This window comes from Niabella terrae, assembly GCF_054783135.1.
This window is the reverse complement of record NZ_BAAGRD010000008.1, coordinates 233,068-259,226: the sequence shown is the minus strand read 5'-3', so window position 1 is coordinate 259,226 and position 26,159 is coordinate 233,068. Positions and strand designations below refer to the sequence as shown.

The following is a 26,159-nucleotide window of genomic DNA, read 5'->3' as shown; positions in this document are numbered from 1 at the left end:
TATTTGCCCAACATCGTTATTTTTGCACCCTCAAATGGCACAGATCAGCGAAATAACATCCGGAGGGTCTCATTGGCCGGTCAATATCAATGAGCTGCAGGAAATCAGTTGCAAGAAGCAGCGGATCCCTGGTGCTGTGAATTATTCCATCCGCCGATTCTCTCGTATTGCTGATCAGAATACCGGTGACATCGGCATCGTTTCCTATAATTACAAAGGAAAAAGTAATAAGGAAAACCGGCTGAACCTCCGGTTCTGTGTAGCGGGCAATATGTTCTGCAATGCTGAAAATTGTCAGAAATGCAGTGCTGGAAATGCCCGCAGTTGTAACGACAGTATGCCCTGTCTGGACCTGCTGGCCGTAGAATATGCGGCCGAACAACTTTCACAGTTTGCCAATACCAAGGGCAACAATGGCGGCACCGATCTGCTACTGCGTTTCAATAAAAAGGAATCTTTTGAGAAAACGATACCGCTTTGTTGCCGCACCCGTGGCGTCATAGAAGCCCTGGTGAACCATAAATATACGGGCAGTCTGGAAAACATCTATGTCAACGCCCAGTTGCAGATGCTACTGCTCTACAGCATGGACTGGGTAACGGACAAAGAAGAAGTATTGTCCTGCCGTTTTCTCAACAGTGAATCCGACCGTGAGAAAATCATCATGGCCCGGGACCTGCTGATACAGAATATCGGACAGCCCCTGACGATAAAAGAACTGAGCCGCCGTGTAGCCATGAACGAGTGCTACCTGAAAAAAGGCTTTAAAGAAATGTATGGCACTACCATATTCGAATTCTACCAGCACCAGCGCATGGAGCATGCCAAGTACCTGTTGTACGAAAAAGGACTGAATGTCACTGATGTATCGATGATGCTGGGTTATTCCTCAATTTCCCATTTCAGTACCGCCTTTAAAAAACAAACAGGGCTGAAGCCCTGTGAGTTGCTATTACGCTGATATTTTTGTCCGCTTTATCCGGCTACTTTTCCCAGTCCCACTTTATGGCCAGCAATGGCAAAATACAGAATGTACAGGTAACAGGGCAGCACGGTGATAAAATACGCCAGCTGAAAATCCAGTCCTACATTGTCTTTCAGGAACCCGTATAGCAAAGGCCAGACAGCACCACCGGCAATACCCATAATCATGATCGCCGATCCGATCTTGATGAATTTGCCCAGATGGTTGATACCCAATGGAAAAATGGCGGGCCACATGAGCGAATTTGCCAGCCCCAATAATGCGATAAAAATGACCGAATAATAAATATCCCCCTGTGCTTTGATAAGATTGAAACCCAGGAAATTCCAGTCCAGATCCACATAAAACTTCCCTTTGACCAGATAAGCCAGTACGCTGAACAGAATGCCGAGGATGGCACAGGTTTTTAAGGCGGTTTGCTGCGAAAGCCATTTGGGTATGGTAAAAATGCCGATAATATAGCCGATCAGCATGCCGGTCAGGGTCAGTGAGGTAAAATACTTGCTGAGATCCGGGTCGATGCCCAGGGCCTTACCGTAAACGCCGATGATATCTCCGGCCATCACTTCTGCCGCCACGTATAAAAAGATACAGAGTGCGCCCAGGAAAAGATGAGGAAACTGGAAAATACTTTTATGTTGAATAACCTGGCCGCTTTGCTGGTCTACAACGTCTTCTTCCGGTTGCACTTCAGGCAGGTGCATAAACTTAATAACGACGGCAAAAAGCACAAACACGATCGCCAGCACAATATAGGGCGTATTGACCCGGGCCAGCACTTCATTAAGTAACTGGGTTCTTTCCGCGCCGGTAGCCGCTTCAATTTTTTGCTCCACTTCACCTGCGTTTTTCAGAAAAACCGCCCCCATGATAAAGGGTACGGTCATACCCGCAAACTTATTACAGATCCCAGCCATACTGATGCGTTTGGCGGCGCTTTCGATGGGACCTATAATGGACAGATAGGGGTTTACGGCTGTTTGCAACAGGGCGAGCGCGGCCCCCTGAATAAAAATCCCGGTCAGAAAAAGCCCGAAAGAATGTATATGGGCTGCAGGAATAAAGATCAGACCGCCCAGCGCCAGAATGACCAGACCAATGACTATGCCATTTTTAAAGCCCGTTTTCTTCAGGATCCAGGAGGAAGGCAGGGCCAGAAAAAAATACGCCATATAGGAAGCGGTTGCTACCAGAAAAGCCTTGGTATCCGTGAGACTGAAAGATATTTTAAAAAAGGGGGTCAGCGTCCCGTTGGCCCAGGTGATAAAACCAAAAATAAAGAACAGGGCACAAATGGCGGTCAGGGGCACCCAATTACTTTTCCGGGCAGGCGCAGACGTTGTCAGATCCATATTTAATCAGCTTTTGTTAAAAGCAATAAAAATAACAGAACTTGGCGAAGAATCCATCATCCGGACAATCGGTTGCGCAGTAAAAAAAGCCCCCCGGGGGGCTTCGAAGTTCAATTGGGGCCGAGCACTTCAGCTCAGACGTCCAGTTCGCCGGTTTCTTTTTTATACGCCTTGATGAATATGGCGCCCAGATTCTTATACGGCGGAATATAATCCTCGAAACCCTGAACCCGGGCCCGATTCTTAAACTCCTTCCAGAACGGAATCCAGTCAATATCCTTGCCATTGCGCAGCTTATCGGTCAGCAGCAAAAAGAAAGGTTTGTTGATGGCTGTCTTTCCGATCTGCTTGGAGGCGATAATATGCGCATCTTCGGATTTTTTCAGAATTGAATCAATCAGATTAAATCCACCACAGGATCCCATAAAGACGACTTTCGAAGAGGATGCCATATAACCAATGGTAGTTTCCGCATAATAGCTATGGCCGCGATGAATGGTTACCGTGGGATGGAGGTTGTTTTCCTCCAGGTATACATTCAGGGCACGCTGGGCTTCATCATCCAATCCCTTCTTCTCATCCAGGGGCCGATTGGCATAAATGCTCACCGGTTTACCCTTGGCGGATTTAATCACCACCCACTGTTTATTACTGCGGTCGATGCTCCAGTTTCCCCCGCCAAACATATTCAGAAAACCGTTAAAAATATTGCGGCCATCCTGATCTCCGTAAAAGAAAACCTGTGAAATCACTTCCCCTTTTTCATTCGTCAGCGAGTTAAAAGGCACATTGTAAACCGGCGGAATATGCAAGGTTTCCGTCAGATTGATGCTGCTGCTGGTATCGGCAGACAAAAACAGGTTGTATAAAATATCATATATCGCCGTCCCTTTCTTATTGCCGGCGGCTTTGTTGCGGTCCAGATTGTCTTTGACATTCGCCAGCATATCCTTGGCCAGTTCCGGAAGGGTCTCAGCAACGCTGGCATACGAATCGGCAACATCCACGCCATCTTCCAGCCCTTCGGACTTTTCCAGTCCGGTTACAAATGCTTTCATCAGGTCCGTAGCATCCTGCTGATGCTCAAAGCTGCCCAGAAAGCCTTTCAGGGTGTTATAGGCTGCTGCCTGACTCAGGAATTTACGGTAATGGTCAAAATTTACTTTCTTCAATAGCTCATCCCCTTGGTTCTCCATTTTTTTCATCATCAGGGGATAAACTCCATTGGTATAGCTGCTGGTATATATCAATCCGTTGGTCAATACGGCTACATAATAGAGCTCTTCAGCCTTCAGGGGCTGTATGCTGCGAAAACGTATGGCATCGGGTCTTTCGTGCAGCCCGTTAATCTTGGCAACAAATTCGTCCTTGGCTTTCTGCTCTAATTTGCTGAGCAGGCTGCTGTGCCCGATGGCGGTATCGCCTTCCAGCATCCGGCCCGTATAATCAATCTGGGTCTCCACCAGCATCCGGAAATAAAGTACAGGATCATTTTTGGCTTTATCGATGGCGTCGATGGAGAGTTTACCACTTACGATATTGTCCAGAAAGGGGAAATAAAACTGTCCGCTTTTATTGGCACTACGCGCCATACCCACCACCGTAGAAATCAGTGCATCATCCTTTATATTCTGCAGGCGGTAGCTGAACTTATTATTGGCCTGGGCATAGTCATAGACCTGCTGCGGGTACCGATGTCCCAGGACCCGAATCAGGCTGTCCGCAAAAGGGGCTTCCGGGTAGGCTTTTAATGCCGCAAAAGTTTTCTCGGGGTATTTATTGGCGAGTTTCAGCAGCATGATATCCTTTACCTGACTGTATTCTTTGTTGTCCTGAAATATCCGCGGCTGGATCGCCGCATTGGCTACGTCATAAGGCAGGGGTCTTAACACCGCCGACAGGGACTGACCCGAAGTGTCTGCAGTAATCAGTTTCCGGTAAGTGGAAAGTATCTCCGGCAGATAGGTCAAATTGGTCTTTTTACTCCGACTGCTGAGCCGTACATATTCTAGTATAGATGTCAGACCATCGGTATAATTGGTCTTTAAACGCTGGTTGAGCCGGTCGCTGGTTTCAATTTCATACTGAATCCGGTCGATGCCCTCGGTTGCCGCTTCGGTTAACGCCTCGTTTTGCTTTTTGTCATCCGAAACCTCCAGTAATTTATCCGCCTTCCCGTCCATAGAAAGCAGCATTTTCTGCTGTTTCTCGGCTTTTTCAAATATCATTTGCCGGTTGATGGCCACCGTGTAGGCGGGAATGGTGTCGACTACCTGGACAACGGGCTCCTGCTTTCTCTGCCTTTTCTTTTTACGGCGCTGCGCATCAGCCTGTAGGGTGAACAGCAACAGTACCGCCAGGGGAATCATTTTTTTTAGCTGTGTAACAGATATCATCTTCAGTAGGATTTTTGCAGGTCGACCCTTTTGCGGGAAACCTGCCAGGTGAACAAGCACGCCAACAAGGAAATTGTAATGCATCTGCAATTACAAAAATATTTGGTATTTTCTTAAAAACATCGGTAGCACAGCAATAATTGCGCCGATTTTACATTTAGTTAAGGTTTATCAGGCCCTTGCACCGGGGCCTGCCAACAGGGCACTGATATTAATTTTACATTAAGTATCTGTAAACAGCCTGCTTCGCAATTTAATATAATAAAAACGGGTTAGGTTTGTCTTTTAAACCCCGAAAAATATGGAAGCGAAAGGGCATAAAATTCTCATCGCGGATGATGAACCGGATATTCTGGAAATCCTGGCCTACAATCTTGAAAAAGAAGGCTATCGGATCATCACTGCGCAGGATGGCGATGAGGCGCTTGATAAGGCGCGTCAGTACAAACCCAACCTGATCATCCTGGATATGATGATGCCCAAAAAAACCGGTGTGCAGGTCTGTCAGCTGCTAAGAGCCCAGAGCGCTTTCAAAGATACCCTGATCATGTTCCTGACCGCCCTCAACGATGAAACCACCCAGGTACGCGGACTGGAAACCGGCGCCGATGATTATGTGAGTAAACCGGTAAGCCCGAAGGTCTTGATCAGCCGTGTCAATGCCCTGCTGCGTCGGGTGCAGAAAGAAACCACAAAAATCATAAGCCTGGGATCGGTTACCATTGATCCTGAACGTTTTCTGGTTCAAATTGGCGACCGCCAGGTGGTGCTCGCCAAAAAAGAATTTGAATTGCTTTACCTATTGGCACTGAAGCCGGGCCGGGTATTTTTAAGAAACGAAATCCTGAATGCCATCTGGGGCAATGAAGTCATCGTCGGTGACCGGACCATCGATGTACATATCAGGAAAATCCGACAGAAATTGGAACTGGACTGTATTACCACAGTCAAAGGTGTGGGCTATAAGTTTGAAATATAAGCATCCGGTACGGTTAACTTTGTATTAGATTATGTTCGATCCCAAAAATCTTTCCCCGGGGCTGTTGTCTTTCTATACGGCGCTGGCCCTTTCTATCCCGGTAAGCCTGTTGGTCTACCTGGTTGAGTTGCGCTGGCAGACTGCCCTGCTCTGTTTTCTGATCGTACTGGTAGGTGGCTGGTTGATGATTTCCTTTGTTCTGGAACGATTTATTTACAGGAAAATCAAGCTGATCTACAAATTCATCTATCAGACCAAGGCCACCCGCAGGGAGGAAACCTATTATAAGTACATTCTGCCCAAAAAAAGCATTACTGAAGTTACCGAAGACGTGGAAGCCTGGGCCGCAGAAAATAAAAAACAGGTAGAACAGCTGCAAGCCAACGAGCAGTTTCGCCGGGAATTCCTGCAAAACCTCTCGCATGAATTCAAGACGCCGATTTTTACCATCCAGAGTTACGTGGATACCTTGTTGCAGGAAGGTCCCGAGAACTGGGAACTCCGGAAAAAATTTCTGGAAAAGACGGCCAAAAATGTGACCCGGCTGACCTCACTCATTGATGACCTGGATGAAATCTCGCGGCTGGAAAGAGGAGAACTGGTACTGGTACGGACCCATTTTGTCATACAGGACCTGCTCAAAGACGCTTTTGAAAGCATTTCTATTAAAGCCGAACCCCTGGGCATCCGGTTCAGTATCAAAAAAGGCTGTGAGGCGCCCATCACGGTCCATGCAGACAAGGAAAAGATCCGACAGGTGGTGCTGAATCTTTTTGCGAACTCCATTAAGTATGGAAAACTCAGCGGGAGCATAAAAGCCGGAATCTATAAAACTGATGACAAACGCATCCTCGTGGAAATCAGTGATGACGGTATTGGCATCGATGCAGCCAGTCTGCCCCGCATTTTTGAACGGTTTTACCGGACCCAGAGTGGTCGCAACAAAGACCGCAGAGGCAGTGGACTGGGCCTTTCGATCAGCAAACATATCGTAGAAGCCCATAAGCAAACCATTCATATCCGCAGCACTGAAGGGGTGGGCACCACCGTGGGTTTTACCCTGAGCGCCCGCAAGGATTGATCCATCGACCTGGTGCAGGTATCCTTCCGGCTATTTCCTGATATTTCACCTATTTTCGCCAAAAAATCAACAATTATCGACCCTCAGGCTACGATATTGGTCACAGGTGGTACCGGTTTTATCGGCGCCTATATCATTGAGGAACTGTTACAACAGGGTTTTAAAGTGCGGGCACTCAAAAGAAAAACCGCCAGTCTGCCGGCTTTTATCACATCAGAAAAATGGCAGGACCTGGAATGGGTGGAGGGAGATATCCTGGATGTCGGGTCACTTGAAGACGCCATGCAGGGCATCGACACCGTTATTCACTGCGCCGCGATCGTTTCTTTTCGTAAAAAAGATCGACACCGGATGTACCAAATCAATGTAGAAGGTACCCGTAATGTCGTCAATATCGCCCTCGAAACCGGCCTGCGCCGCATCATCTATATCAGTTCGGTTGCTGCTATTGGTAGAAAGCTTCAAAACGGTATCGTGGACGAGAACGCAAAATGGGAGGACAATCAGGCACATACCCACTACGCGATCAGCAAACATAAAGCGGAACTGGAAGTCTGGCGGGGATTCTCGGAAGGGCTCAATGGCTTCATCCTGAATCCGGCGACTGTATTGGGCTATGGCGATTGGAATAAAGGCAGCTGCGGCCTTTTTCGCAATGCCTACAAAGAATTTAAATGGTATACCACAGGTGTTAACGGCTTTGCCGATGTCAGCGATCTTGCCCGGGCAACGGTCGTCCTGATGCAAACTGACATCACCGAGGAACGCTTTATCGTCTGTAATGACAACTGGCCCTTTCGAAAAATTTTTGATACCATGGCAGACGCTTTTGGTAAAAAAAGACCTGGCAGGGAGGCGGGCCCGCTGCTGTCTGCCATCGCCTGGCGAATGGAAAAATTCAAATCCTTCTTCAATGGCAAAGCGCCCCTGCTGACCCGCGAATCTGCCAAAGTCGCACAGAGTCATACCCGCTTCGACAATACCAAAATATTAAAAACCCTGCCCGGCTTTGAATTCAGACCCCTGGAAGCAAGCATACATGAGGCCTGTAACCGGTATCAATCAGCATATGAAGGCCCGACCGAATAAGAATTTTAATTGCGCAGGGGGACAATATCAATTCTTTGAAATCCGTATGGTTGAAAATTGATGGCTATTGTTGTTGCTGCACCTGTTCCATATAGCGGCGGTAGGAATTTCGGGAAGGCTGGTCCACCGCTTCCTGAGTCGTAATGCCCTGGTCAGCCACTGTTGGTATTACCTCGCGGTCATCTATCGACACCGAGACTTCCAGTACATGATCCGACGAACCTTTATAGGTACCTTTTACCGGGGTAACGTCTGAAAAATTTCGACCAACTGCCAGGCGGATATGCCGGTCTCCGGCAATGCAGTTATTGGTGGGATCCAGTCCCAGCCAGCCGTAATCCGGTACATAAGCTTCTACCCAGGCATGGGTGGCACCCTCACCACGCAGTTCCTTGCTGCGGGGACAGATATAACCACTGACATAACGTGCCGGAATTCCTGTCCGGCGCAGCATCAGCAATAAAAAATGTGCAAAATCCTGGCAAACACCAGCTTTCAGTTTCCAGATTTCATTGACGTCGGTTTCCACGCTGGTAATCCCTTTTTTGTATTCAAAATGCTTATAGACATAAGACGAAAATAACCGGGCATTGGCAAAGGGCGTTTGATGGACATCGTAGATGGTATCGATCAGCGCCTTCAGTTCTTCGAAACTGTCAAAATCCTCCAGCTGCAAAAAGTCGATATAGGGCACCTGACGGCAGCTTTCCGACAACTGCGTCCACTGTTTGGCTGCGTCCTGCAGGTCCTCCGGTAATGGCAATTCAGTAGTCACCACTTCCGCATCGGAAACAATGACCAGTTCCCGGTGCGGCGCAAGTAGGGAAAACATGCCCAGCTTATTGCCAAAATAATCTATAAAGGTTTCTACCTGTGGCGCAGCGCTGATGGTGAGATGATGCGTTTTAACTGACTGCCGGTTGTCCTGTATAGGATAGAGCATGATCTGATTGGCACAATCCACAGCAGGACTGCTGTATCGGTATCGGGTGGTATGTTTAATCTTAAATAAAGGCATAATCATTTTTTTCTTTTCCGCTCAGGATGCGTTATGGCCAAAATAATAACGGTTAAACCCCTGTGAAATACTAAGCAGATTGGCACGGATACCAATCAGCAAGTTCCGGATACCTGGACCATCGTTCAGGTCAGGATTGCTGTATTTCAAATCATTGAGTGATCTTCCAATCAGAAAATCTTCCTGTTCATAACTCTCGGGGATGCTTTGCTGGGCCAGCCTTTTAAAATAGCGGCTGATCCGGTTCATGCAATACAACACTGAATGCGCAAAGTCCTGATCATAAAGTATCTGTTTCATGACCAGGTCAGCCAGTTCAACGCCCCTTGCTTTCCTGAGATAGGCTTCATAGCCCGAAAGCGAATAAAGCAGGTAGCGCAGGTTGGGCGGTGTCTCCTCCCGATTATCCAGCTGATAATTGATCTCCCTTAGTTTAATATCGGTTATATCAGTGGTAATCACCGCCCGCTCGACATAACGGCCGATATTCAAAAAATTATAGGCTTCTCCGCGCGTCATCGTAATATCTATGGTACCATACAGAAACAGGCCGTGCTTGATCAGGGCGTCCAGCGCGGTAATCGGATCCCCCACCCGGAACATCTCGTGAATATAGGCTTCCCGGATGAGCAGGTAGTACCCGTTCAGGGTATGCCAGGTCTCTTTGGTAATATGATCCTGCACGGCTTTGGCATTTTCCCTGGCCCTGGTGATATTATTGATCAGCGAGGCCGGATTCCCCGGATTCAGTACCAGGTATTCCAGCACTGCGCGGGAATTATTGCGCATCCGGGAAGCTTCGGCTGCCGGCAGCTGCTCGCCATAGGTTTGCAATACCGAGCTCCAGTCGAAAGAGCGCATCTCGTCCTGCGAAGCAATATAACTGGTACGCAGCACCCGCAGCATCCCGTCCGTTCTTTCCATATACCGGGCCAACCAGAATACCGATTCAGCAACACGGCTCAACATAATAACTTGTTTTAATTTAAACTAATCTGCATCCCTTCCATCCGCTCCCAGCACCCAGGTATCCTTACTGCCGCCTCCCTGAGAGGAATTAACTACCAGGGACCCTTCATTCAGTGCCACCCGCGTCAAGCCGCCGGGCACCAGACTGATTCCTTCGGGACCGTAGAGGGCAAAAGGTCGCAGGTCCACCCTTCGGGGCTGCACCTTACCGTCAATATAACAGGGAGCGGATGAAAGGTTGATGATGGGTTGGGCAATAAAACTACGGGGATCTGCCAGGATCAGCTGCTTGTAGGTTTCCATCTCTTCTTCAGTGGCCTTATTGCCCATCAGCATCCCATACCCGCCCGACTCATTGGTTTTCTTAATCACCATCCGGTCCATATTGGCAAAGACCATGGAACGATTCTCCGGGATATTCATTTCGTAAGTCGGTACATTCTTCAGGATCGGCTCCTCATTCAGATAGTAGCGAATCATTTCCGGAACATAGGAATACACCGCCTTGTCATCTGCCACCCCATTGCCCATCGCATTGACAATGGCGAGATTCCCCTTCCTGTAGGCCCAGTAAATACCTGGAATTCCCAGCACCGAACCCGGTTTAAAGGTCAGCGGATCAATAAAATCATCATCCACCCGGCGATAAATCACATCTACTTTCTGCAGTCCGCTGGTAGTTTTCATGTAAACATGGTGGTTGTCAACTACCAGGTCCCGGCCTTCCACCAGTTCAATGCCCATCAGCCTGGCGAGTGCCGTATGCTCGAAATAGGCGGAGTTGTAGACACCGGGGGTTAGCAGTACTACGGTGGGATTGCTGTTCTGGCGATTGGCCAGTCCCAGCAGGTTTTTCAACAATAATGCGGGGTACTCGATGACTGGTCGCACATTATTCTCAGGTATAATATCCGGAAAGATCCGAAAAGTAATACTCCGGTTTTCAAGCATATAGGATACACCCGAAGGTGTCCTCAAATTATCTTCCAGCACATAATAGCTGCCGTCATAATCCCGGATCAGGTCGATCCCCGCAATATGCGAATAAATATCAAAAGGCACATTGACCCGAACCATTTCCCGCAAAAACAAGGGACAGGAATAGATCAATTGTGCAGGAATAATGCCATCCCTGATAATAAACTGCTGATGGTAAACGTCTTTTAAAAACACATTTAACGCCCGCAGTCTTTGTTTTACGCCCCGGTCGATCAATTCCCATTCCCTGGCTTCAATAATGCGGGGAATAATATCAAAAGGGAAAATTTTTTCCACGCCCTGACTGTCACTGTATACTGTGAATGTGATCCCCTGGGCCATAAAGAGCTTTTTCGCCAGGTCATCCTTGTGATTGAGCTCTTCGATGGAGCATCCCTGGAGGGTATTGACAAATTTGTCATAGCCCGGTCGAATACCTTCAGCACCCATGAGTTCGTCCCAAATATCAGCTTTCGTGGTATAGGAGGTGAGTATATCCGGTATTGACATAGTTGAGATAAGTTTGGCTCAATAATCTGAAAAAAGCAAGTGACCGCCGGTATAAATCCGGCAGCAATGCACTTTACTGCTTGTTGCTTAAATATACAGGAAGTTTTCTTTTTTAGAGCGAACCTTTCTCTTTTTTATTGGGCGGCCGGCGGGACCGATGCTGTTGGGATTTCTTGGGTGGATTACCGGAATTGGCCTGTTGCCCCCCCAAAGGCGGTCCGTTTCGTTTCTGTTGTTTGCGCCTTCTGCTGGCTTTTTCCAGACTGCGCAGGGAGGTCTGTCCTACCACATCTACAAATTCGGGTTCCACTTCCCGGGGTTTGTCAGAAACCACTTCCACGGCTTCCAGTTCATCAGGTACAATATTCTGACGGTTCAGTGCACGAATCTTTACCACACGTTCGATGGTCACCGGATACTGTTTATTGCTGTCGGGCAGCGAGTACCACATCAGGTTCTTGAAAATGTCTTTTTTTACCAGATAGGCATTGCCCTTGCCTACCCGAAGCTGATCACAGTCATTGGGGAATCCCTGAAGCGCATCCAGGTAAGTATCCAGCTCATAGTTCAGACAGCATTTCAGGCGTCCGCACTGACCACTTAGTTTGGTCTGATTGATGGACAGGTTCTGGTAACGGGCGATGGACGTATTGACGGATTTAAAATCAGTCAGCCAGGTAGAACAGCAGAGTTCCCGGCCACAACTGCCAATGCCCCCTACTTTACCGGCTTCCTGACGGGCACCGATCTGGCGCATTTCTACTTTAACCTTGAATTCGGAGGCATAGACTTTAATCAGTTCCCTGAAATCCACCCGTCCATCGGCGATATAATAAAAGGTCGCTTTTCTGCCGTCGGCCTGCATCTCCACCTGGCTGATCTTCATGTTCAGCTTCAGCTGGCGGGCAATAGCCCGGCTGCGGATGACTGCCTCCGGTTCTCTTTTCTTATTGATATCTTTTTGCTCTAGATCCCTGTCTGTCGCTACACGCAGGACTTTCTTGATATCAGAGCTGGTCTCTTTAACGCCGTATTTTTTCATTTGAAGCCGGACGATTTCACCCGTCAGGGAAATCTCGCCCACATCAAAGCCACTGACCCCTTCTACGGTGACCAGGTCGCCCTTCTCAAAATAATGTACCGTGCTGTTTCTGAAAAAATCCTTGCGTGTCCCTTTATTGAAACTGACTTCTACCACATTGCAATAGCTATCGCTGTCAGAAAGCGGCAAATTGCGCAGCCAGTCATATGTATTCATCCGGTTACAGCCCCCTGTGGAGCAGCCCCCATTGCTTTTGCAACCGTTCGGCTTACCGCCAGTAGCCGTACCACAACTTGTACAACCCATGTATTATCACTTAAATCCGGAAAAACTACAGGCAGGAATTATAGTATTCGACCGGGACGTCCAGATCCTGTCGCCCGGAATTTGCATCAAAAAACTGATTTTCAGTTTATTATAAACGACCCTATCAAATGATCCGGGCCGAACGGTATACTTAAATTCTTAAAAAACCGCCTCCAGTACTGCTCCGCTTAAAAAATCTCATTCATCCCCAAAACCACACAACACCTCATTCATTCAAAAATACGACTTTGTCCTTAATGATATGACTTAATTTAATGGTAAGTGCCATAAACAGCATTTTCCCATTGGCATTCCTTTCAATATAATAAGTCGCTCTACTGAGCTCTTCAATAATCGCCTCCTGCTGGGCGATATCGGCAAATTTGTTCAGGCGCAAGGCAAAATCAGCTTCCTTCTCAGGATATTGTGCCGACAGTTCGGGCAGTATCCGCAATTTTAGCGACAACTGCAGCAGGTGATCAAAATACCGTAAAAACTGCTTTTGGCCTTCCCGCCCCAATTGGGCCATTTCATCCACCCATTTTCCCTGGGCCAGCGGTCCGCCTTTCAGCATGCTGTTCAGCCAGTCCCGCAGCAAATGTTGCCAATCCTCACCGGCATGCTGGACCATCTGCAGGGCTTCCCGATAATTACCCTCGCTGATGGCTGCCGTTCTGGCGGCCGTATCGGGGTCGGTATGATGACGGCTGATTAAAGCCTCGCGGATGTCTTCGTCTGCCGGTTGGGGTACTTTGATCAGCTGGCAGCGGCTCAGTATGGTGGGCAGGATCAGGTTGTCATTTTCTGCTACCAGCAGAAACACCGTTTTTTCCGGTGGCTCTTCAATTAGTTTCAGCAACTTATTTCCCTCAGTCCCCAGGTACTCGGGCAACCACATCAACAGTACTTTATAGCCTCCTTCAAAGCTTTTCAGGTTCAGCTTGCGGATAATATCATTGCACTCATTGGCGGTGATATTGCCCTGTTTGTTTTCGGCGCCGATAAATTGCAGCCAGTCGTATACATTCCCGTATGGATAACTACCGATAAATTCCCGCCATTCGGCAATATAATCTGTACTAAGGGGCGGTGTTCCCGGCTTTTTGGTCACCACCGGGTAGCTGAAATGGATGTCCGGATGGGCCATGGCTGCGGCCTTCTGACAGGCGGGGCAGACCCCGCAGGCATCAGTTTTATCTTGTTGTGGCGCCGTTTCCGGCGCGGGTTCATCACCAAAAAGAGATGGGCCGGCCTGTACAGCAGCGGCCTGGGGATTGCAGACGATATACTGGGCGAATGCCATAGCCAGCGGCAGCGCACCTCCGCCTTCCTTACCCAGAAACAGGAGGGCATGCGCCAACCGGTTGTCCTGTGTCAGGCTGGTCAGCTCCCTGCTTAATGGCTCCTGTCCGATAACATCTTTAAACTGCATGGATGCAAAATACGGTTATATCGCGCTAATTTTGAAACTTGATGGCGGTCCAGGCCCTGAATATTTTTCCATGCGGGTGTGCTTTCGTCAGGGCAAATTCCTGCTGCAGCAAAGCAGACAATTGTTTCAGAGGGCTGTTTCTCCGCCTGTATTTCACCCCTTTTTTGTGTAGCTTAAGACTTTCTACATGGTGTCTCTGCTGCCCTTTACCAATAGCTGGTTTACGGCTTTTCCCCTTTTCGGTGATAACCAGGCGCAGACAGGCCCCAGTACGGACTGTTGGCCGGCAGAAAGAATACATCAATAAATTCAAACACAGCCCCTGCCACACTTATAACTTTTTTGTCATATGTACCAGCGGTCCGTCCACTACAAAATATACTTTCGGTCTTCAATATTCTGTATTTATATATAGAAATATAAAAAAACACATCCGCATGAAACCTCCCCTATAATCATCGATGCAATATCCTTACATAATACTACTTCTGAAATCCTATTCAGTGAAAATGACTCCTGCTACGCCCCCTGGAATATTCTTATATTTGAACTAAGTTCCGCCGTATGATTTTCCTCCGGTCAAAAATACTTTTGATAGTGGTTGCTATTTTTTTAGTAGCAGGCAGTTCCTTTTTGCTTTTCCCACATCATAAGATCGATTTTAATACCGAGGTAAAGCCCATTTTAAATAAAAAATGTATTGCCTGCCACGGCGGCGTAAAGCAAAGTGGCGGTTTCAGTGTATTGTTTAGAGAAGAGGCTTTGGCAAATACCGAAAGCGGTAAGCCCGCCATCGTTCCGGGCAAACCTGATGAAAGCGAATTTATGCGCAGGATTACCGTTACCGATCCGGAAGAACGTATGCCTTATAAGCATGAACCCCTTTCCAAGCAAGAAATCAAAACCCTGCGCAACTGGATAAAGCAGGGGGCAGAATGGGGCAAGCATTGGGCCTATATATCTGTACAACCACAAAATCCGCCTGATGTAGAGGACGACTGGATAAAAAATGATATAGATAAATTTATTTTTCAGAAGTTAGACGAGGAAAACCTGGAACCCTCATTAGAAGCGGATAAACCCACGCTGCTAAGGCGTGTAAGCCTGGACCTCACCGGGTTGCCGGCTAGCGATGCGATGGCGAAAAAATTCTTGAATGACCCGTCAAAAAAGGCGTATGAAAATCTGGTAGAAGACCTTTTAAGCTCCCCGGCTTATGGAGAAAGATGGGCCTCCCTTTGGCTGGACCTCGCCCGCTATGCGGATACTAAAGGATATGAAAAAGATGAATACCGGTCTATATGGCGCTACCGGGATTGGCTGATAAATGCTTTTAATACAGATAAGCCTTATAATGATTTTTTGATCGAACAACTGGCCGGGGATCTTTTACCAAATCCCACCAATGCGCAATATATTGCCACTGCTTTTCATCGCAACACTTTAACCAATGATGAGGGCGGTACAGATAACGAAGAATACCGCATATCCGCCGTAGTGGACAGGGTCAATACTACTTGGGAAGCATTGATGGGTACTACGTTTGCCTGCGTACAATGCCATAGCCATCCTTACGATCCTTTTAAGCATGAGGAATACTATAAGTTTATGGCATTTTTTAATAATACGCGGGATGAAGACAGTTTTGAGGAATTCCCTTTGTTAAGAGAATATAAAGATAAAGACAGTCTTGTATTTGAAAACCTCAAAGGATGGCTACAGAAATCTGTATCTCCGGCAGCATATAGTGAAACGATTCGTTTTATTAAAACCGGCCAGCCTGTAATTAATGCAGTGGTATCAGATGAGTTCGTCAATAGTGCGCTTGCCGATACCAAATGGCTTTCGCTACGCAATAATGGGAGTGCCCGCATAAAAAAAGTGAACCTGAACGGAAAAACACAGCTCATGTTCCGCTACACCACCCCTACAGACGGCGGCATCTGGCGTTTGCATCTGGATTCCGTCCTGGGGCCGGTGTTTGCAACCGTTTCATTAAAGCCCACGCAGGGCTGGCAGGTCGCTACCATTGATTTGGCGCAGCAATCCGGCACGCACGATGTGTGGTTTACCTATCACAATCCTTCTTTAAAAAGTTCAGAAGAAAACGGCGCCATGTTTAGCTGGTTTTATTTCAAGCCGCCGTTTCCGGGGGAAGGTAAACCGGGTTACGATTCTGCTTATAAACATTATAATGAATTGATCGCTTCCAACAATGTTACACGCACCCCAATTCTAATAGAAAACCCTGCTGATCTTTTCCGCACTACGAATATATTTGAAAGAGGCAGCTGGCTTTCTAAAGGCGAGGCAGTGAAGCCGGATGTGCCCCATGTACTAAACCCCATGCCGGCCAATTCACCCAAAAACAGGCTGGGACTTGCCATGTGGCTTACCGATAAAAAAAATCCTTTAACCTCCCGCACCCTGGTAAACCGCTTGTGGGAACAGTTATTTGGAAATGGCATTGCAGAAACGCTTGATGACCTGGGTACGCAGGGGGTACCGCCCACGCATCGAAAATTGCTTGATTATCTTTCCTGGAAATTGGTGAATGAAAATAATTGGAGCATCAAAAAATTACTGAAGGAAATGGTAATGTCCGCCACCTACCGTCAAAAATCGGAAATAAGCAAGGACTTGCTGGCCAAAGACCCGCATAATAAATTATATGCCCGGGGGCCGCGAGTAAGACTTTCGGCCGAACAAATAAGGGATCAGTCGCTGGCGGTAAGTAATTTGTTGAGTCGTAAAATGTATGGAAAAAGCGTAATGCCTTTTCAGCCGGAGGGGATTTGGAATTCCCCTTATAGTGCTACCAGATGGAAACTTAGTGAAGGGGAAGATCAAAATCGACGTGCCGTGTATACTTTCTGGAAACGCACCGCGGCCTACCCCTCCATGATTAATTTTGATGCCGCCGACAGAGCCTCCTGCGTAGCCCGCAGAATACGCACCAATACGCCGCTTCAAGCGCTCACTACCTTAAACGACTCGGCGTTTTTAGTGATGGCCAGAAGTTTTGCCCATCACATGAAAGACCTGGCGGGCAATGATGCAAGGGCACAAATACAAAAAGGCTATGAAGCGATGATGTATAAACCAATTTCGTCCAACAAGCTGAATGCACTCGTAGGTTTATACAATCAGGCGTTCAAGAAGTATACTGCGGATAAAAATAGTGTATCGGAGATATTGGGCGAAGATACTGCGCACACAAATGCGCAAACAGCGGCAATGGTGGTGGTCGCAAATGCAATGTTGAACCTGGATGAATGGCTGAATAAAAGTTAATGTTTTTTTAGACGGATGAATCATGATAAGCATCAGTGGGGTCCCGGTTCTCTGTCGGTCAGGCAGGCGCACTTCCTTATGCCGGTTGCAAATTGGCAACAAAGATTGCAATTGGTGATGGACTTTAAAAAATAATAAATGGCAAAACAAAATTTATTCAATGCCAGATTACTGCAGGAAGCTTTAAAGGCGCAGATGCAGCAACAGACCCGCAGGCATTTTATTAAAGAAAGTGCCATGGGCCTCGGCGCCTTGGCTTTTGGTTCCTTATTGGGCAGTTGTGGAAGCAAAAAAAGCGCAGGTTCGGCGAATCTTTTTGACCCCGTGAATCCACTGGCGCCCAAATCTCCGATGTTTCCCGGCAAGGCCAGGGCCGTAATTTATATTCACATGGCCGGAGCACCCTCTCAACTGGAGCTTTTTAACTTTAAGCCGGAACTGGCAAAATTAGATGGTCAGGACTGCCCGCCCTCATTATTGGAAGGCAAAAAATTTGCATTCATCCGCGGCGTACCTAAAATGCTGGGACCCCAAGCCAAATTCCGGCAGCATGGTCAAAGTGGCCTTTGGCTCTCAGATAATTTACCGCATCTTTCCTCCGTAGTGGATGATCTGGCATTTATCAATTCAGTCACCACCGATCAATTCAACCACGCCCCTGCGCAACTGCTGATGCATACAGGTTCCGCACGAAGCGGAAGACCAAGTGTTGGCTCCTGGGTTACTTATGGGCTGGGTACGGAGAATAAAAACCTTCCCGGCTTTGTGGTGCTCACATCGGGGGGCAACAACCCCGATGCAGGTAAAAGCGTATGGGGAAGCGGCTTTTTACCAAGTGTATACCAGGGAGTGCAGTGCCGGAGTGCTGGCGACCCTGTGCTGTTTATAAAAGACCCCGAGGGTATCGACCGTGATTTACGCAAAGCTTCCATTAACGCTATTAATAAAGTAAATCAGGAAGAATATAAAGAATACAACGACCCGGAAATATTAAGCCGTATCTCTCAATACGAAATGGCTTACAAAATGCAAATATCTGTTCCAGAAGTAATGGACATTAGCAAGGAGCCGGAATATATTCATGAAATGTACGGGACACAACCCGGCAAAACCGCCTTTGCCAACAATGTCTTATTAGCCAGGAAGCTGGTAGAAAAAGGCGTACGGTTTGTGCAATTATTTGATTGGGGCTGGGACTCTCATGGCGACTCTGCCGGTAATGCGGTGGACATCGGAATGGTAAATAAATGCCGGCAGGTGGACAAGCCGATCACTGCTTTAATAAAGGATTTAAAACAACGCGGCTTACTGGACGAAACCCTTGTAATCTGGGGCGCAGAATTCGGAAGAACACCCATGCAGGAAAACCGCGACGGAAAAACCATGGCCTATAAGGGCAGGGATCACCACGGTGATGCCTTTACTATGTGGATGGCCGGCGGCGGCATCAAAGGCGGTACGAGTTACGGCCAGACAGATGAGATCGGCTACAGTATTGTGGAGGGTAAAACAGAAGCATTTGATATACAGGCTACGATTCTAAACCAATTGGGTTTTGATCATGAGGAATTTACTTTTGAATTTCAAGGAAGGCCATTCAGGCTTACCGATGTGGGCGGCAAGGTAATTCAGGAGATTTTGGCGTAAATGCAGCGGGGAGAATTGAGGTGGCATCAGTACAGGATATTCCGATTGTCTACATAAAAGGTCACAGGGCCAGCTGGTATTTGATCGCGATGATAAAAAGAATTCTCCCCAAACCATTCATTCAGGAGGGCCCGGCAAGGAAGATTTACCCGCCCGCGTGATCGTCCCCGGGGCAGGGCAGCATAGGAGGGCGATGCATCATTAAACATATACTAGTAGAATGCATAACAGGAGGAAATTTATTACTACCACAGCAGTCGGTTCGGCTGCCTTATTTTTATCGCCTTTAGATACACTGGCTTCAACGCGCAAAACAGCATATACCATGAACAATAAAACCGCAGGATTAAAAATAATGGCTACGAACTGGGGCTTTACCGGCACTATGGATCAATTTTGCGCAAAAGCAAAACAATCCAGTTATGATGGGGTAGAGCTGTGGTGGCCTCTGGACAAAAGCAAGCAGGACGAAATGTTTGCAGCGGTCAAAAAACATGGACTGGAACTGGGATTTTTATGCGGTGGCGGGCAAGGTAATCCTTCAGCGCATTTGGATTTTTACAAAAAAATGATTGATGCCGCGGCAAAGCAAACCATTCAACGGCCATTGTATATTAACAGCCATTCCGGCAAGGATTATTTTACTATTGAAGAAAATGGAAAATTTATTGACTACACAGAGAAACTTGCAAAAGAAACCGACCTGTTGATTTGCCATGAAACCCACAGGGGGCGCATGTTATACGCAGGCCCTGTAACTAAGGAGTACCTCAGGAGGCACCCGTCCTTAAAACTCACCTTAGACATTTCACACTGGTGTTGTGTGCATGAAAGTATGCTGGGCGATCAGCAGGAAACTGTAAACCTGGCACTGGAACGTGTGGAGCATATTCATGCACGCATCGGCCACCCCGAGGGTCCGCAGGTAAACGACCCACGTGCCCCCGAATGGGCAAAAATCGTGGAGCAGCATCTAAAATGGTGGGATGTGGTGGTAGCCCGCAAAAAGAAAAAAGGAGAAACCGTTACATTTCTTACGGAATTTGGTCCGCCAGATTATTTACCCACTATGCCTTACACCAAAATGCCGCTTGCAGATTTGTGGGAAGTGAACACTTATATGATGCAATTATTAAGAAAAAGATATTCGTAAAATATTGTTGTGGTATTACTAAACTTTAGCGAATTTATCGGACGATTACACCCGGTGCTTGTGCATTTGCCCATTGGCATTTTATTATTGGTGGCGTTATTTTATGTATTCGCTAAAAACGACATAAGAAACTCCCAGTATACGCTAATTAATATTGCGCTTCTTTGTGGAATGCTTGGCGCTCTCGCTGCAGTGATTAGCGGATTTCTGCTTTCTAAAAATGATGATTATGACCCCGGTCTTATCAGCAGGCATCAATGGTCAGGCATCGCTACTGCGGGGGTTGCGATAGTTGCTTATCTCATGCATAGGCAAAGTCATCTTTATATGCGCTGGGTGATGGGCTTACTGGTACTACTTATTACCCTTACGGGTCACCTGGGTGGTTCTATTACACATGGTTCCGATTATCTTACCGCGCCGTTTAATAGTGAAACCTCCGCCAAAACAACGTTTAAACCTATTGCCAATGTGCAGGAGGCGGCAGTATACAACGAGATTATTAAGCCGATCCTTTCAGCAAAATGCTATAGTTGCCACGGTCCGAATAAACAGAAAGGAAAACTGAGACTGGATGCCCCTGATTTTATTCTAAAAGGAGGTAAAGAAGGAAAAGTTATTGTGCCGGGCCAAACAGAACATAGCGACTTGCTTCAGAGAATCGCACTGCCTGTACACGATGAGGACCATATGCCGCCTAAGGAAAAACCACAGCTCACTAAACAGGAAGCAGCCCTGTTGCATTGGTGGGTGGGTGCAGGAGCGGACTTTAATAAAAAAGTAAAGGAGACTAATGTAACCGATAATATTAGACCGGTATTAGCCTGGCTGCAATCAGGTGAAAGAGCCAGCGAAACAAAAACCGGTATTTCTAATGTACCCGCCACCGCAACTGACGCAGCCCGCCCGGAAGATATTAAGGCTTTGCGGGATAGGGGCGTGGCCATAGTCCCCGTTGCCAGGGACAACCATTACCTATCTGCCAATTTTGTAGCCGTAGATACAGTGGGACCAAAAGATATTGAAATACTGGAAAACCTGAAAGAGCAACTGATTTGGCTAAAGCTGAGCGACGCAAATATAAATGATACCCAACTGGAAAATATTTCGAAACTTAAAAACCTCACCAGATTGTATGTGGACGGAAACGACATCGGCGATAGTGGCGTCGGAAAATTAAAAACGCTTACGGCATTACAATACCTTAATGTTTCGGGCACTAAAGTTTCTTTAAAAGGGCTGCAGCAACTTGCCGGCCTTAAAAACCTCCGTCAAATATATCTTTACCAAACACCATTTACACAGCCGGAGTTTGTGCAGTTAAAAAAACTATTCCCCCAAGCGGTAATAGATACCGGTGGTTATCGGGTACCTACTTTTGAAAGCGATACCACGCGCGTCACAGATGCGGTTACAGAGGGGAAGTGAACTATCCAGCCAAGCTGATGGGTTGGGTTTCAGACTTGGCAAATAGTTGAGTATTGCAACTTCTTACACCATCTCCATTCGTGTTTTCGAGACTGTATTGAATAATGTTTTTTTATTCTCCACTTGTGCGAGCTTCATTTTTTTGATTTTGGATGATGCTTTAACAACCTGCCTGGCGTCTTCGATTTGCTTATTCATTTCATAAAAATCCTTTCGGTATCGCACCGAAGAATAACTGCAGATCAGGCTGCCATTGTCCGTATCCAGTCTTATACTTTTGCCTTCTTCCCGGCTAATACTCCGATCGGTTTGGGCTAATAATTCGGTGGATAAATGGGAATAAATTCTCTAAATCTTGTAAATACCGATACGGCATTTAAGTTCTCCACACTAGGAAAACGTGCGGGACTGATAGGCGTAAGTCTATTACTACGAAACCAACTGTTGGATATTTTTAAAGACTGATGCAGAATAATTGCGAACGGAATAATAACTGGTGAATAGTGGCAGCAGAATATCAACTCCTATTCAGCTCCTAGTTATTCCAGTCTCTTGTTAGATTCCGATAACCACCGGTGCCTTTTTATACTTTTTCATCTGTTCAGGAGTGCCAATAATTTTTACATGGTCATCCATATACAGAATTTCCATCATTAGCTTTTGATTCCTGGTGATATCAATCTGATCTATTTTATTTCCGTTAATGAAAAACTGGGTTAGTGCCGGATTTCCTGAGATATCCAGGCTGCTCAATTGGTTATCATCTACAGCAAGATGCTTCAGCTTTTTAAAGTTATGGAGATCCAGGCTGTTTATTCTGTTGTCTCTCAGAACCAGCATTTTCAGATTAGGACAATTGACCATTTCAATTGTTGACAGCTGATTTCCCGCGCAGGCCATTTCTTCCAATTTCGGCATATTTGAAATTTTCAGTTTGGTCAGCTTATTTTTAGTACAATAAAGTACTTGTAGCTTGGGCAGATCATCCAGCACAATCTCTTCTATAAAGTTGTCCAGCACTGAAAGAAAGCGCAAATTCTTAAAATACTTAATGTCCGAAATCGCAATCAACTGCGATTCTGTAAGGTTCAATTTCTCAACCTTATTCGCTTCTCGCTTTTCGATTTTACCGTTGCTATTTAGATCAATTTCCGGGTACTTTTTTAAAATTGCTTTCTCCAAATTCGGATACTCGAATTTCAGTTCCTGAGAAAAACCAACTTGAAAGCAAACGATAAATAATAGATTTAAAAACAGTTTCATTTTGGTATAATTATTATAGCCGATTGGTTGAGCGCCGGAAAAAGATCAGGGTTATTGTTCCCTGTTCTTGTAATCCAGTAAGTTATCAGTGTCCAGAATCGGCTGATCTGTCACACCCTTGGCGTACCAGTAAATCCATGACTGTATGGTGCTTCCGTCTGCGAGCGTAACATCTGTCAGTTCCCGGGTATAGAGAACCTCTTCTTCCTCATCCGGATACAGCCCTTCATAATCATCGAGTTGTGCCAGTGCATAGGACAGTTCCCTGGGGTTGCGGATTTCATAGAGTTCCCCTTTGATCCTGTGACCTGTATCCGCAGGGACACCGACGGGAAAGCTTCCCATATCATAAATGGTCCCGGTTACTTGACCTTCTCCGCGCAGATGGAAGTATTTATAGATATATTCATATGCCGGACTCCGGAATCCGCTCAACAGGGAGCCGTAAACAAAGATAAAAGGTACAGGGGGTTGCATATAGGTTGTTGTATTTTCGATACCGGCAAGTTACGTTATTCATCATTCAAATCATTCACCAGAAAAACATAAACTTCCCGGGGCCCGTGAACCCCTACCACCAGGGTTTTTTCGATATCAGCCGTACGGCTGGGACCGGTGGCAAATGTAATCAGTGAAGGCAGCTTTTTATCGTATCGTTCCCGCATCCCCTCCAGTGCATCCCGGATATCATAGACCAGCTGGCTGGTATAGGCAATGCAGATATGTACCGGTGCGTAAACACTGGTATTGCGGCCGCTGGCTTCAGCGGCACTCATCACAATACTGCCGGTTCGGGCAACCAGGTACTCACAGCCTGTAATGGCCACATCACAACCGGCCAGTTCTTCTGTAGCATTGGTAAGGGTCAGGCTTTCGGAAAGTATTCCTCCGAGGGGTTCATCAATACAGTAAATCGAAGACCATTTGCGTGATATTACCAGTGCGTATACCTGTCGAATCAGGTCCCGTTGGTTCAGGCAAAAGGCAAATTTCCCCTGCAAGCTGGTAAACTGCTCCGCAAACTCCACTTCCAGCTCCTGGTCCGGCGGGGTATAAACCGGTGACTGTCCTTCACTTTTGGGAAAGGGTAAGGGAGTGGGTTGGACCAGCGCTTCCCGGATCTTCTTTAATACGGCATCTTTTCTATTGATCATCCCTTCCGCGATTCTTATAAGGCCTGTTCGGCAATCTCACTGTCATAAGGCGGAACGCCGGCAGAAATTTCTCCGATGGGTTTGCCGTCCTCTTCCAGTAGTTTCTTTTCTTCAAATGGCCGGGGACCAATCAGTGCCGCCACATCCGCCTGAAACAGCACTTCACGTTCCAGCAGGGCCTCGGCGAGTTTCTGTACCTGTTCCTTTTTGTCTGAAAGCAAGGATTTGGTCCGGTCATAACAGGTATCGATCAGCGCCCTTACTTCCTCGTCGATCAGTTTGGAAGTCTCCTCACTGTAGGGTTTGGTAAATGAGGTTTCCTGTTGGGGATCGTAAAAACTTACATTGCCCACTTTCTCATTCATCCCGTAAATAGTGACCATACTATAGGCGGTACGGGTGATCTGCTGCAGGTCATTCTGGGCACCGGTGGAGATTTTGCCAAAGAAAATCTCTTCACTGGCCCGTCCCCCCAGTGTCATACACATCTGGTCCATCAACTGGTCGGTATTATAGAGATACTGTTCCTTGGGTGTATACTGGGCATAACCCAATGCCGCTGTACCCCTTGGTACAATGGTTACTTTCAACAGCGGATAGGCATGTTCCAGGAACCAGCCACAGATGGCATGACCTGCTTCATGATAGGCGATAATTTTTTTCTCATCCGGAGAAATGATCTTGTTCTTTTTCTCCAGTCCGCCGATAACCCGGTCTACCGCATCCTGAAAATCTTCCATATCAACGCCGGTCTTGCTTTTACGGGCAGCGATCAATGCGGCCTCGTTACAGACATTGGCGATGTCGGCACCCGCAAACCCCGGCGTCTGTTCAGCCAGCTTGTGGATATCCAGGTTCTGGGAAGTCTTGATTTCTTTGAGGTGCACTTTAAAAATCGCTTCACGGCCTGCCAGATCCGGTTTGTCAATGGTAATCTGACGGTCAAATCTACCCGGCCGAAGCAGGGCGGAATCCAGCACGTCAGGACGGTTGGTGGCCGCCAGTACGATAATACCCGAATCGGTTCCAAAGCCGTCCATTTCCACCAGCATCTGGTTCAGGGTACTCTCCCTTTCATCATTGCTCATCATGGCGTTCTTGCCCCTGGCCCGGCCGATAGCGTCAATTTCATCAATAAATATCACACAGGGAGCTTTCTCCCTGGCCTGTTTGAACAGGTCCCGCACACGGCTGGCACCCACCCCTACAAACATTTCTACAAAATCAGAACCGCTCAGGCTAAAAAAAGGCACCTGGGCTTCTCCCGCCATGGCTTTGGCCAGCAGGGTCTTACCTGTACCCGGAGGTCCCACCAGCAGGGCTCCCTTGGGTATTTTCCCTCCCAGACTGGTATATTTTTTCGGATTTCTAAGAAAATCAACAATTTCCATTACTTCTACCTTGGCTTCGTCCAGGCCCGCCACATCCGCAAATGTGATATTTACCCGGGTACCCTTGTCAAAAAGGGTGGCTTTCGATTTGCCAATGCTGAAAATGCCACCAGGTCCGGCGCCGCCACCGGCACCACCGCTCATTTTACGCATCAGAAGGATCCAGACGCCGATAATCAGGATAAAAGGCAGCAAAAGACTAATGGTCTTGCTGAAAAGTTCGTTATCATTGGTTACCTGTGAGGTAACTGGTGTGGTATCGGGATGGTTTTTGTAAAAAGCATCCATCTGCTCCACAAACTTGTCGCCGCTGGTGACTTCAAAATAAAACTGGGGACCTTCTTCTGAGGGTTTGGTAGCAAAACTACTGCCGTTATCTGGCAGGTATTTTTTCAGACTGGAAGGTTTTACCCAGACCCTTACCAGGTCCTTATTGTTGACAATGACCGATTTCTGGACATCTCCCTGCAAAATCATTTCCTGGTATTGTCCGATGCTGATGGCGGTACGGGAACCTCCCAGCGGATTCAGGAACTGAAAAGCCAGCATGATGGCCAAAATGATGATAAAGGCCCAATAACCACCGAACCTAGGCTTTTTTGGCTCACTGCCATTGTTGACTTTATTGTTCGTTGAAAACGGATTCGTTCTTTTTTCCTGCTTCGCCATTTTTTCGTTTTGATAGATATATA

The 26,159-nt window shown here is 47.1% G+C and carries 19 protein-coding genes; 8 read left to right on the top strand and 11 right to left on the bottom strand.

Going from position 1 to position 26,159, the window contains the following annotated elements; genetic code table 11:
- Positions 1-34 precede the first annotated feature (34 nt).
- Positions 35-961, top strand: a complete 927-nt coding sequence (locus ACYVI9_RS09250; protein ID WP_460763709.1) for a helix-turn-helix domain-containing protein — start codon at positions 35-37, stop codon at positions 959-961.
- A 14-nt stretch (positions 962-975) separates the two neighbouring features.
- Here the strand turns inward: ACYVI9_RS09250 and ACYVI9_RS09245 are convergent, their stop codons facing one another.
- Both ACYVI9_RS09245 and ACYVI9_RS09240 read right to left on the bottom strand, forming a co-directional pair.
- Positions 976-2,337 (bottom strand): sugar MFS transporter, encoded by a 1,362-nt coding sequence (locus ACYVI9_RS09245; protein WP_460763706.1) that lies wholly within the window; start codon positions 2,335-2,337, stop codon positions 976-978.
- Positions 2,338-2,471: 134 nt separating this feature from the next.
- On the bottom strand, positions 2,472-4,733 hold the full coding sequence (locus tag ACYVI9_RS09240; RefSeq protein WP_460763703.1) for a hypothetical protein: 2,262 nt from the start codon (positions 4,731-4,733) through the stop codon (positions 2,472-2,474).
- 301 nt (positions 4,734-5,034) lie between these two features.
- On the opposite strand from ACYVI9_RS09240, the gene ACYVI9_RS09235 reads away from it, so the two are divergent.
- Genes ACYVI9_RS09235 through ACYVI9_RS09225 form a run of 3 tightly spaced genes read left to right on the top strand, consistent with a single transcriptional unit; the run spans position 5,035 to position 7,882 of the window.
- Positions 5,035-5,712 carry a response regulator gene (locus ACYVI9_RS09235; protein ID WP_460763701.1) on the top strand — a complete coding sequence of 226 codons (678 nt, stop codon included), beginning with the start codon at positions 5,035-5,037 and terminating at the stop codon, positions 5,710-5,712.
- Positions 5,713-5,743: 31 nt separating this feature from the next.
- The gene (locus tag ACYVI9_RS09230) at positions 5,744-6,793 is read left to right on the top strand and encodes a sensor histidine kinase (protein WP_460763698.1); all 1,050 of its coding nucleotides are present in this window, start codon (positions 5,744-5,746) and stop codon (positions 6,791-6,793) included.
- 12 nt (positions 6,794-6,805) lie between these two features.
- Positions 6,806-7,882, top strand: coding sequence for an SDR family NAD(P)-dependent oxidoreductase (locus ACYVI9_RS09225; RefSeq protein ID WP_460763695.1), 1,077 nt, complete (start codon positions 6,806-6,808; stop codon positions 7,880-7,882).
- Positions 7,883-7,946: 64 nt separating this feature from the next.
- Here ACYVI9_RS09225 and ACYVI9_RS09220 read toward each other — a convergent pair whose 3' ends face one another.
- From ACYVI9_RS09220 to ACYVI9_RS09200, 5 genes are all read right to left on the bottom strand, one after another.
- Positions 7,947-8,900 (bottom strand): transglutaminase family protein, encoded by a 954-nt coding sequence (locus ACYVI9_RS09220; protein WP_460763693.1) that lies wholly within the window; start codon positions 8,898-8,900, stop codon positions 7,947-7,949.
- Between the two features lie 21 nt (positions 8,901-8,921).
- Positions 8,922-9,869 carry an alpha-E domain-containing protein gene (locus ACYVI9_RS09215; RefSeq protein WP_460763691.1) on the bottom strand — a complete coding sequence of 316 codons (948 nt, stop codon included), beginning with the start codon at positions 9,867-9,869 and terminating at the stop codon, positions 8,922-8,924.
- A 21-nt stretch (positions 9,870-9,890) separates the two neighbouring features.
- The gene (locus tag ACYVI9_RS09210; protein WP_460763688.1) at positions 9,891-11,357 is read right to left on the bottom strand and encodes a circularly permuted type 2 ATP-grasp protein; all 1,467 of its coding nucleotides are present in this window, start codon (positions 11,355-11,357) and stop codon (positions 9,891-9,893) included.
- A 112-nt stretch (positions 11,358-11,469) separates the two neighbouring features.
- Positions 11,470-12,705 carry a PSP1 domain-containing protein gene (locus ACYVI9_RS09205; RefSeq protein WP_460763685.1) on the bottom strand — a complete coding sequence of 412 codons (1,236 nt, stop codon included), beginning with the start codon at positions 12,703-12,705 and terminating at the stop codon, positions 11,470-11,472.
- 226 nt (positions 12,706-12,931) lie between these two features.
- The gene (locus ACYVI9_RS09200) at positions 12,932-14,137 is read right to left on the bottom strand and encodes a DNA polymerase III subunit (RefSeq protein ID WP_460763683.1); all 1,206 of its coding nucleotides are present in this window, start codon (positions 14,135-14,137) and stop codon (positions 12,932-12,934) included.
- 597 nt (positions 14,138-14,734) lie between these two features.
- Here ACYVI9_RS09200 and ACYVI9_RS09195 point away from each other — a divergent pair.
- The 4 genes from ACYVI9_RS09195 (at position 14,735) to ACYVI9_RS09180 (ending at position 21,659) form a co-directional block, all read left to right on the top strand.
- Positions 14,735-17,431 carry a DUF1553 domain-containing protein gene (locus ACYVI9_RS09195; protein ID WP_460763680.1) on the top strand — a complete coding sequence of 899 codons (2,697 nt, stop codon included), beginning with the start codon at positions 14,735-14,737 and terminating at the stop codon, positions 17,429-17,431.
- A 138-nt stretch (positions 17,432-17,569) separates the two neighbouring features.
- The gene (locus ACYVI9_RS09190) at positions 17,570-19,078 is read left to right on the top strand and encodes a DUF1501 domain-containing protein (protein ID WP_460763678.1); all 1,509 of its coding nucleotides are present in this window, start codon (positions 17,570-17,572) and stop codon (positions 19,076-19,078) included.
- 325 nt (positions 19,079-19,403) lie between these two features.
- Complete coding sequence (locus tag ACYVI9_RS09185; protein ID WP_460763675.1) at positions 19,404-20,231, top strand: sugar phosphate isomerase/epimerase family protein; 828 nt, start codon at positions 19,404-19,406, stop codon at positions 20,229-20,231.
- A gap of 9 nt (positions 20,232-20,240) precedes the next feature.
- Positions 20,241-21,659 carry a c-type cytochrome domain-containing protein gene (locus tag ACYVI9_RS09180; RefSeq protein WP_460763672.1) on the top strand — a complete coding sequence of 473 codons (1,419 nt, stop codon included), beginning with the start codon at positions 20,241-20,243 and terminating at the stop codon, positions 21,657-21,659.
- A 555-nt stretch (positions 21,660-22,214) separates the two neighbouring features.
- On the opposite strand, the gene ACYVI9_RS09175 is transcribed toward ACYVI9_RS09180, so the two are convergent.
- From ACYVI9_RS09175 to ftsH, 4 genes are read right to left on the bottom strand one after another with little or no spacing between them, the layout of a single operon-like run.
- Positions 22,215-22,922: a leucine-rich repeat domain-containing protein gene (locus tag ACYVI9_RS09175; RefSeq protein WP_460763669.1), complete on the bottom strand. Its 708-nt coding sequence runs from the start codon at positions 22,920-22,922 to the stop codon at positions 22,215-22,217.
- Between the two features lie 51 nt (positions 22,923-22,973).
- Entirely contained in the window at positions 22,974-23,399 is a 426-nt protein-coding gene (locus ACYVI9_RS09170; protein ID WP_460763666.1) for a gamma-glutamylcyclotransferase family protein, read from the bottom strand.
- Positions 23,400-23,434: 35 nt separating this feature from the next.
- Positions 23,435-24,076 (bottom strand): LutC/YkgG family protein, encoded by a 642-nt coding sequence (locus ACYVI9_RS09165; RefSeq protein ID WP_460763663.1) that lies wholly within the window; start codon positions 24,074-24,076, stop codon positions 23,435-23,437.
- 14 nt (positions 24,077-24,090) lie between these two features.
- Positions 24,091-26,136: an ATP-dependent zinc metalloprotease FtsH gene (gene ftsH / locus ACYVI9_RS09160; protein WP_460763660.1), complete on the bottom strand. Its 2,046-nt coding sequence runs from the start codon at positions 26,134-26,136 to the stop codon at positions 24,091-24,093.
- Between the last annotated feature and the right edge of the window lie 23 nt (positions 26,137-26,159).

Bases quoted from the DNA above. Each gene is read 5' to 3' on its own strand.
- ACYVI9_RS09250 (WP_460763709.1), top strand. From the start codon at position 35: ATGGCACAGATCAGCGAAATAACATCCGGAGGGTCTCATTGGCCGGTC.
- ACYVI9_RS09240 (WP_460763703.1), bottom strand. From the start codon at position 4,733: ATGATATCTGTTACACAGCTAAAAAAAATGATTCCCCTGGCGGTACTG.
- ACYVI9_RS09230 (WP_460763698.1), top strand. From the start codon at position 5,744: ATGTTCGATCCCAAAAATCTTTCCCCGGGGCTGTTGTCTTTCTATACG.
- ACYVI9_RS09210 (WP_460763688.1), bottom strand. From the start codon at position 11,357: ATGTCAATACCGGATATACTCACCTCCTATACCACGAAAGCTGATATT.
- ACYVI9_RS09200 (WP_460763683.1), bottom strand. From the start codon at position 14,137: ATGCAGTTTAAAGATGTTATCGGACAGGAGCCATTAAGCAGGGAGCTG.
- ACYVI9_RS09245 (WP_460763706.1), bottom strand. From the start codon at position 2,337: ATGGATCTGACAACGTCTGCGCCTGCCCGGAAAAGTAATTGGGTGCCC.
- ACYVI9_RS09190 (WP_460763678.1), top strand. From the start codon at position 17,570: ATGGCAAAACAAAATTTATTCAATGCCAGATTACTGCAGGAAGCTTTA.
- ACYVI9_RS09170 (WP_460763666.1), bottom strand. From the start codon at position 23,399: ATGCAACCCCCTGTACCTTTTATCTTTGTTTACGGCTCCCTGTTGAGC.
- ACYVI9_RS09205 (WP_460763685.1), bottom strand. From the start codon at position 12,705: ATGGGTTGTACAAGTTGTGGTACGGCTACTGGCGGTAAGCCGAACGGT.
- ACYVI9_RS09220 (WP_460763693.1), bottom strand. From the start codon at position 8,900: ATGCCTTTATTTAAGATTAAACATACCACCCGATACCGATACAGCAGT.
- ftsH (WP_460763660.1), bottom strand. From the start codon at position 26,136: ATGGCGAAGCAGGAAAAAAGAACGAATCCGTTTTCAACGAACAATAAA.
- ACYVI9_RS09215 (WP_460763691.1), bottom strand. From the start codon at position 9,869: ATGTTGAGCCGTGTTGCTGAATCGGTATTCTGGTTGGCCCGGTATATG.
- ACYVI9_RS09165 (WP_460763663.1), bottom strand. From the start codon at position 24,076: ATGATCAATAGAAAAGATGCCGTATTAAAGAAGATCCGGGAAGCGCTG.
- ACYVI9_RS09235 (WP_460763701.1), top strand. From the start codon at position 5,035: ATGGAAGCGAAAGGGCATAAAATTCTCATCGCGGATGATGAACCGGAT.
- ACYVI9_RS09185 (WP_460763675.1), top strand. From the start codon at position 19,404: ATGAACAATAAAACCGCAGGATTAAAAATAATGGCTACGAACTGGGGC.
- ACYVI9_RS09175 (WP_460763669.1), bottom strand. From the start codon at position 22,922: ATGAAACTGTTTTTAAATCTATTATTTATCGTTTGCTTTCAAGTTGGT.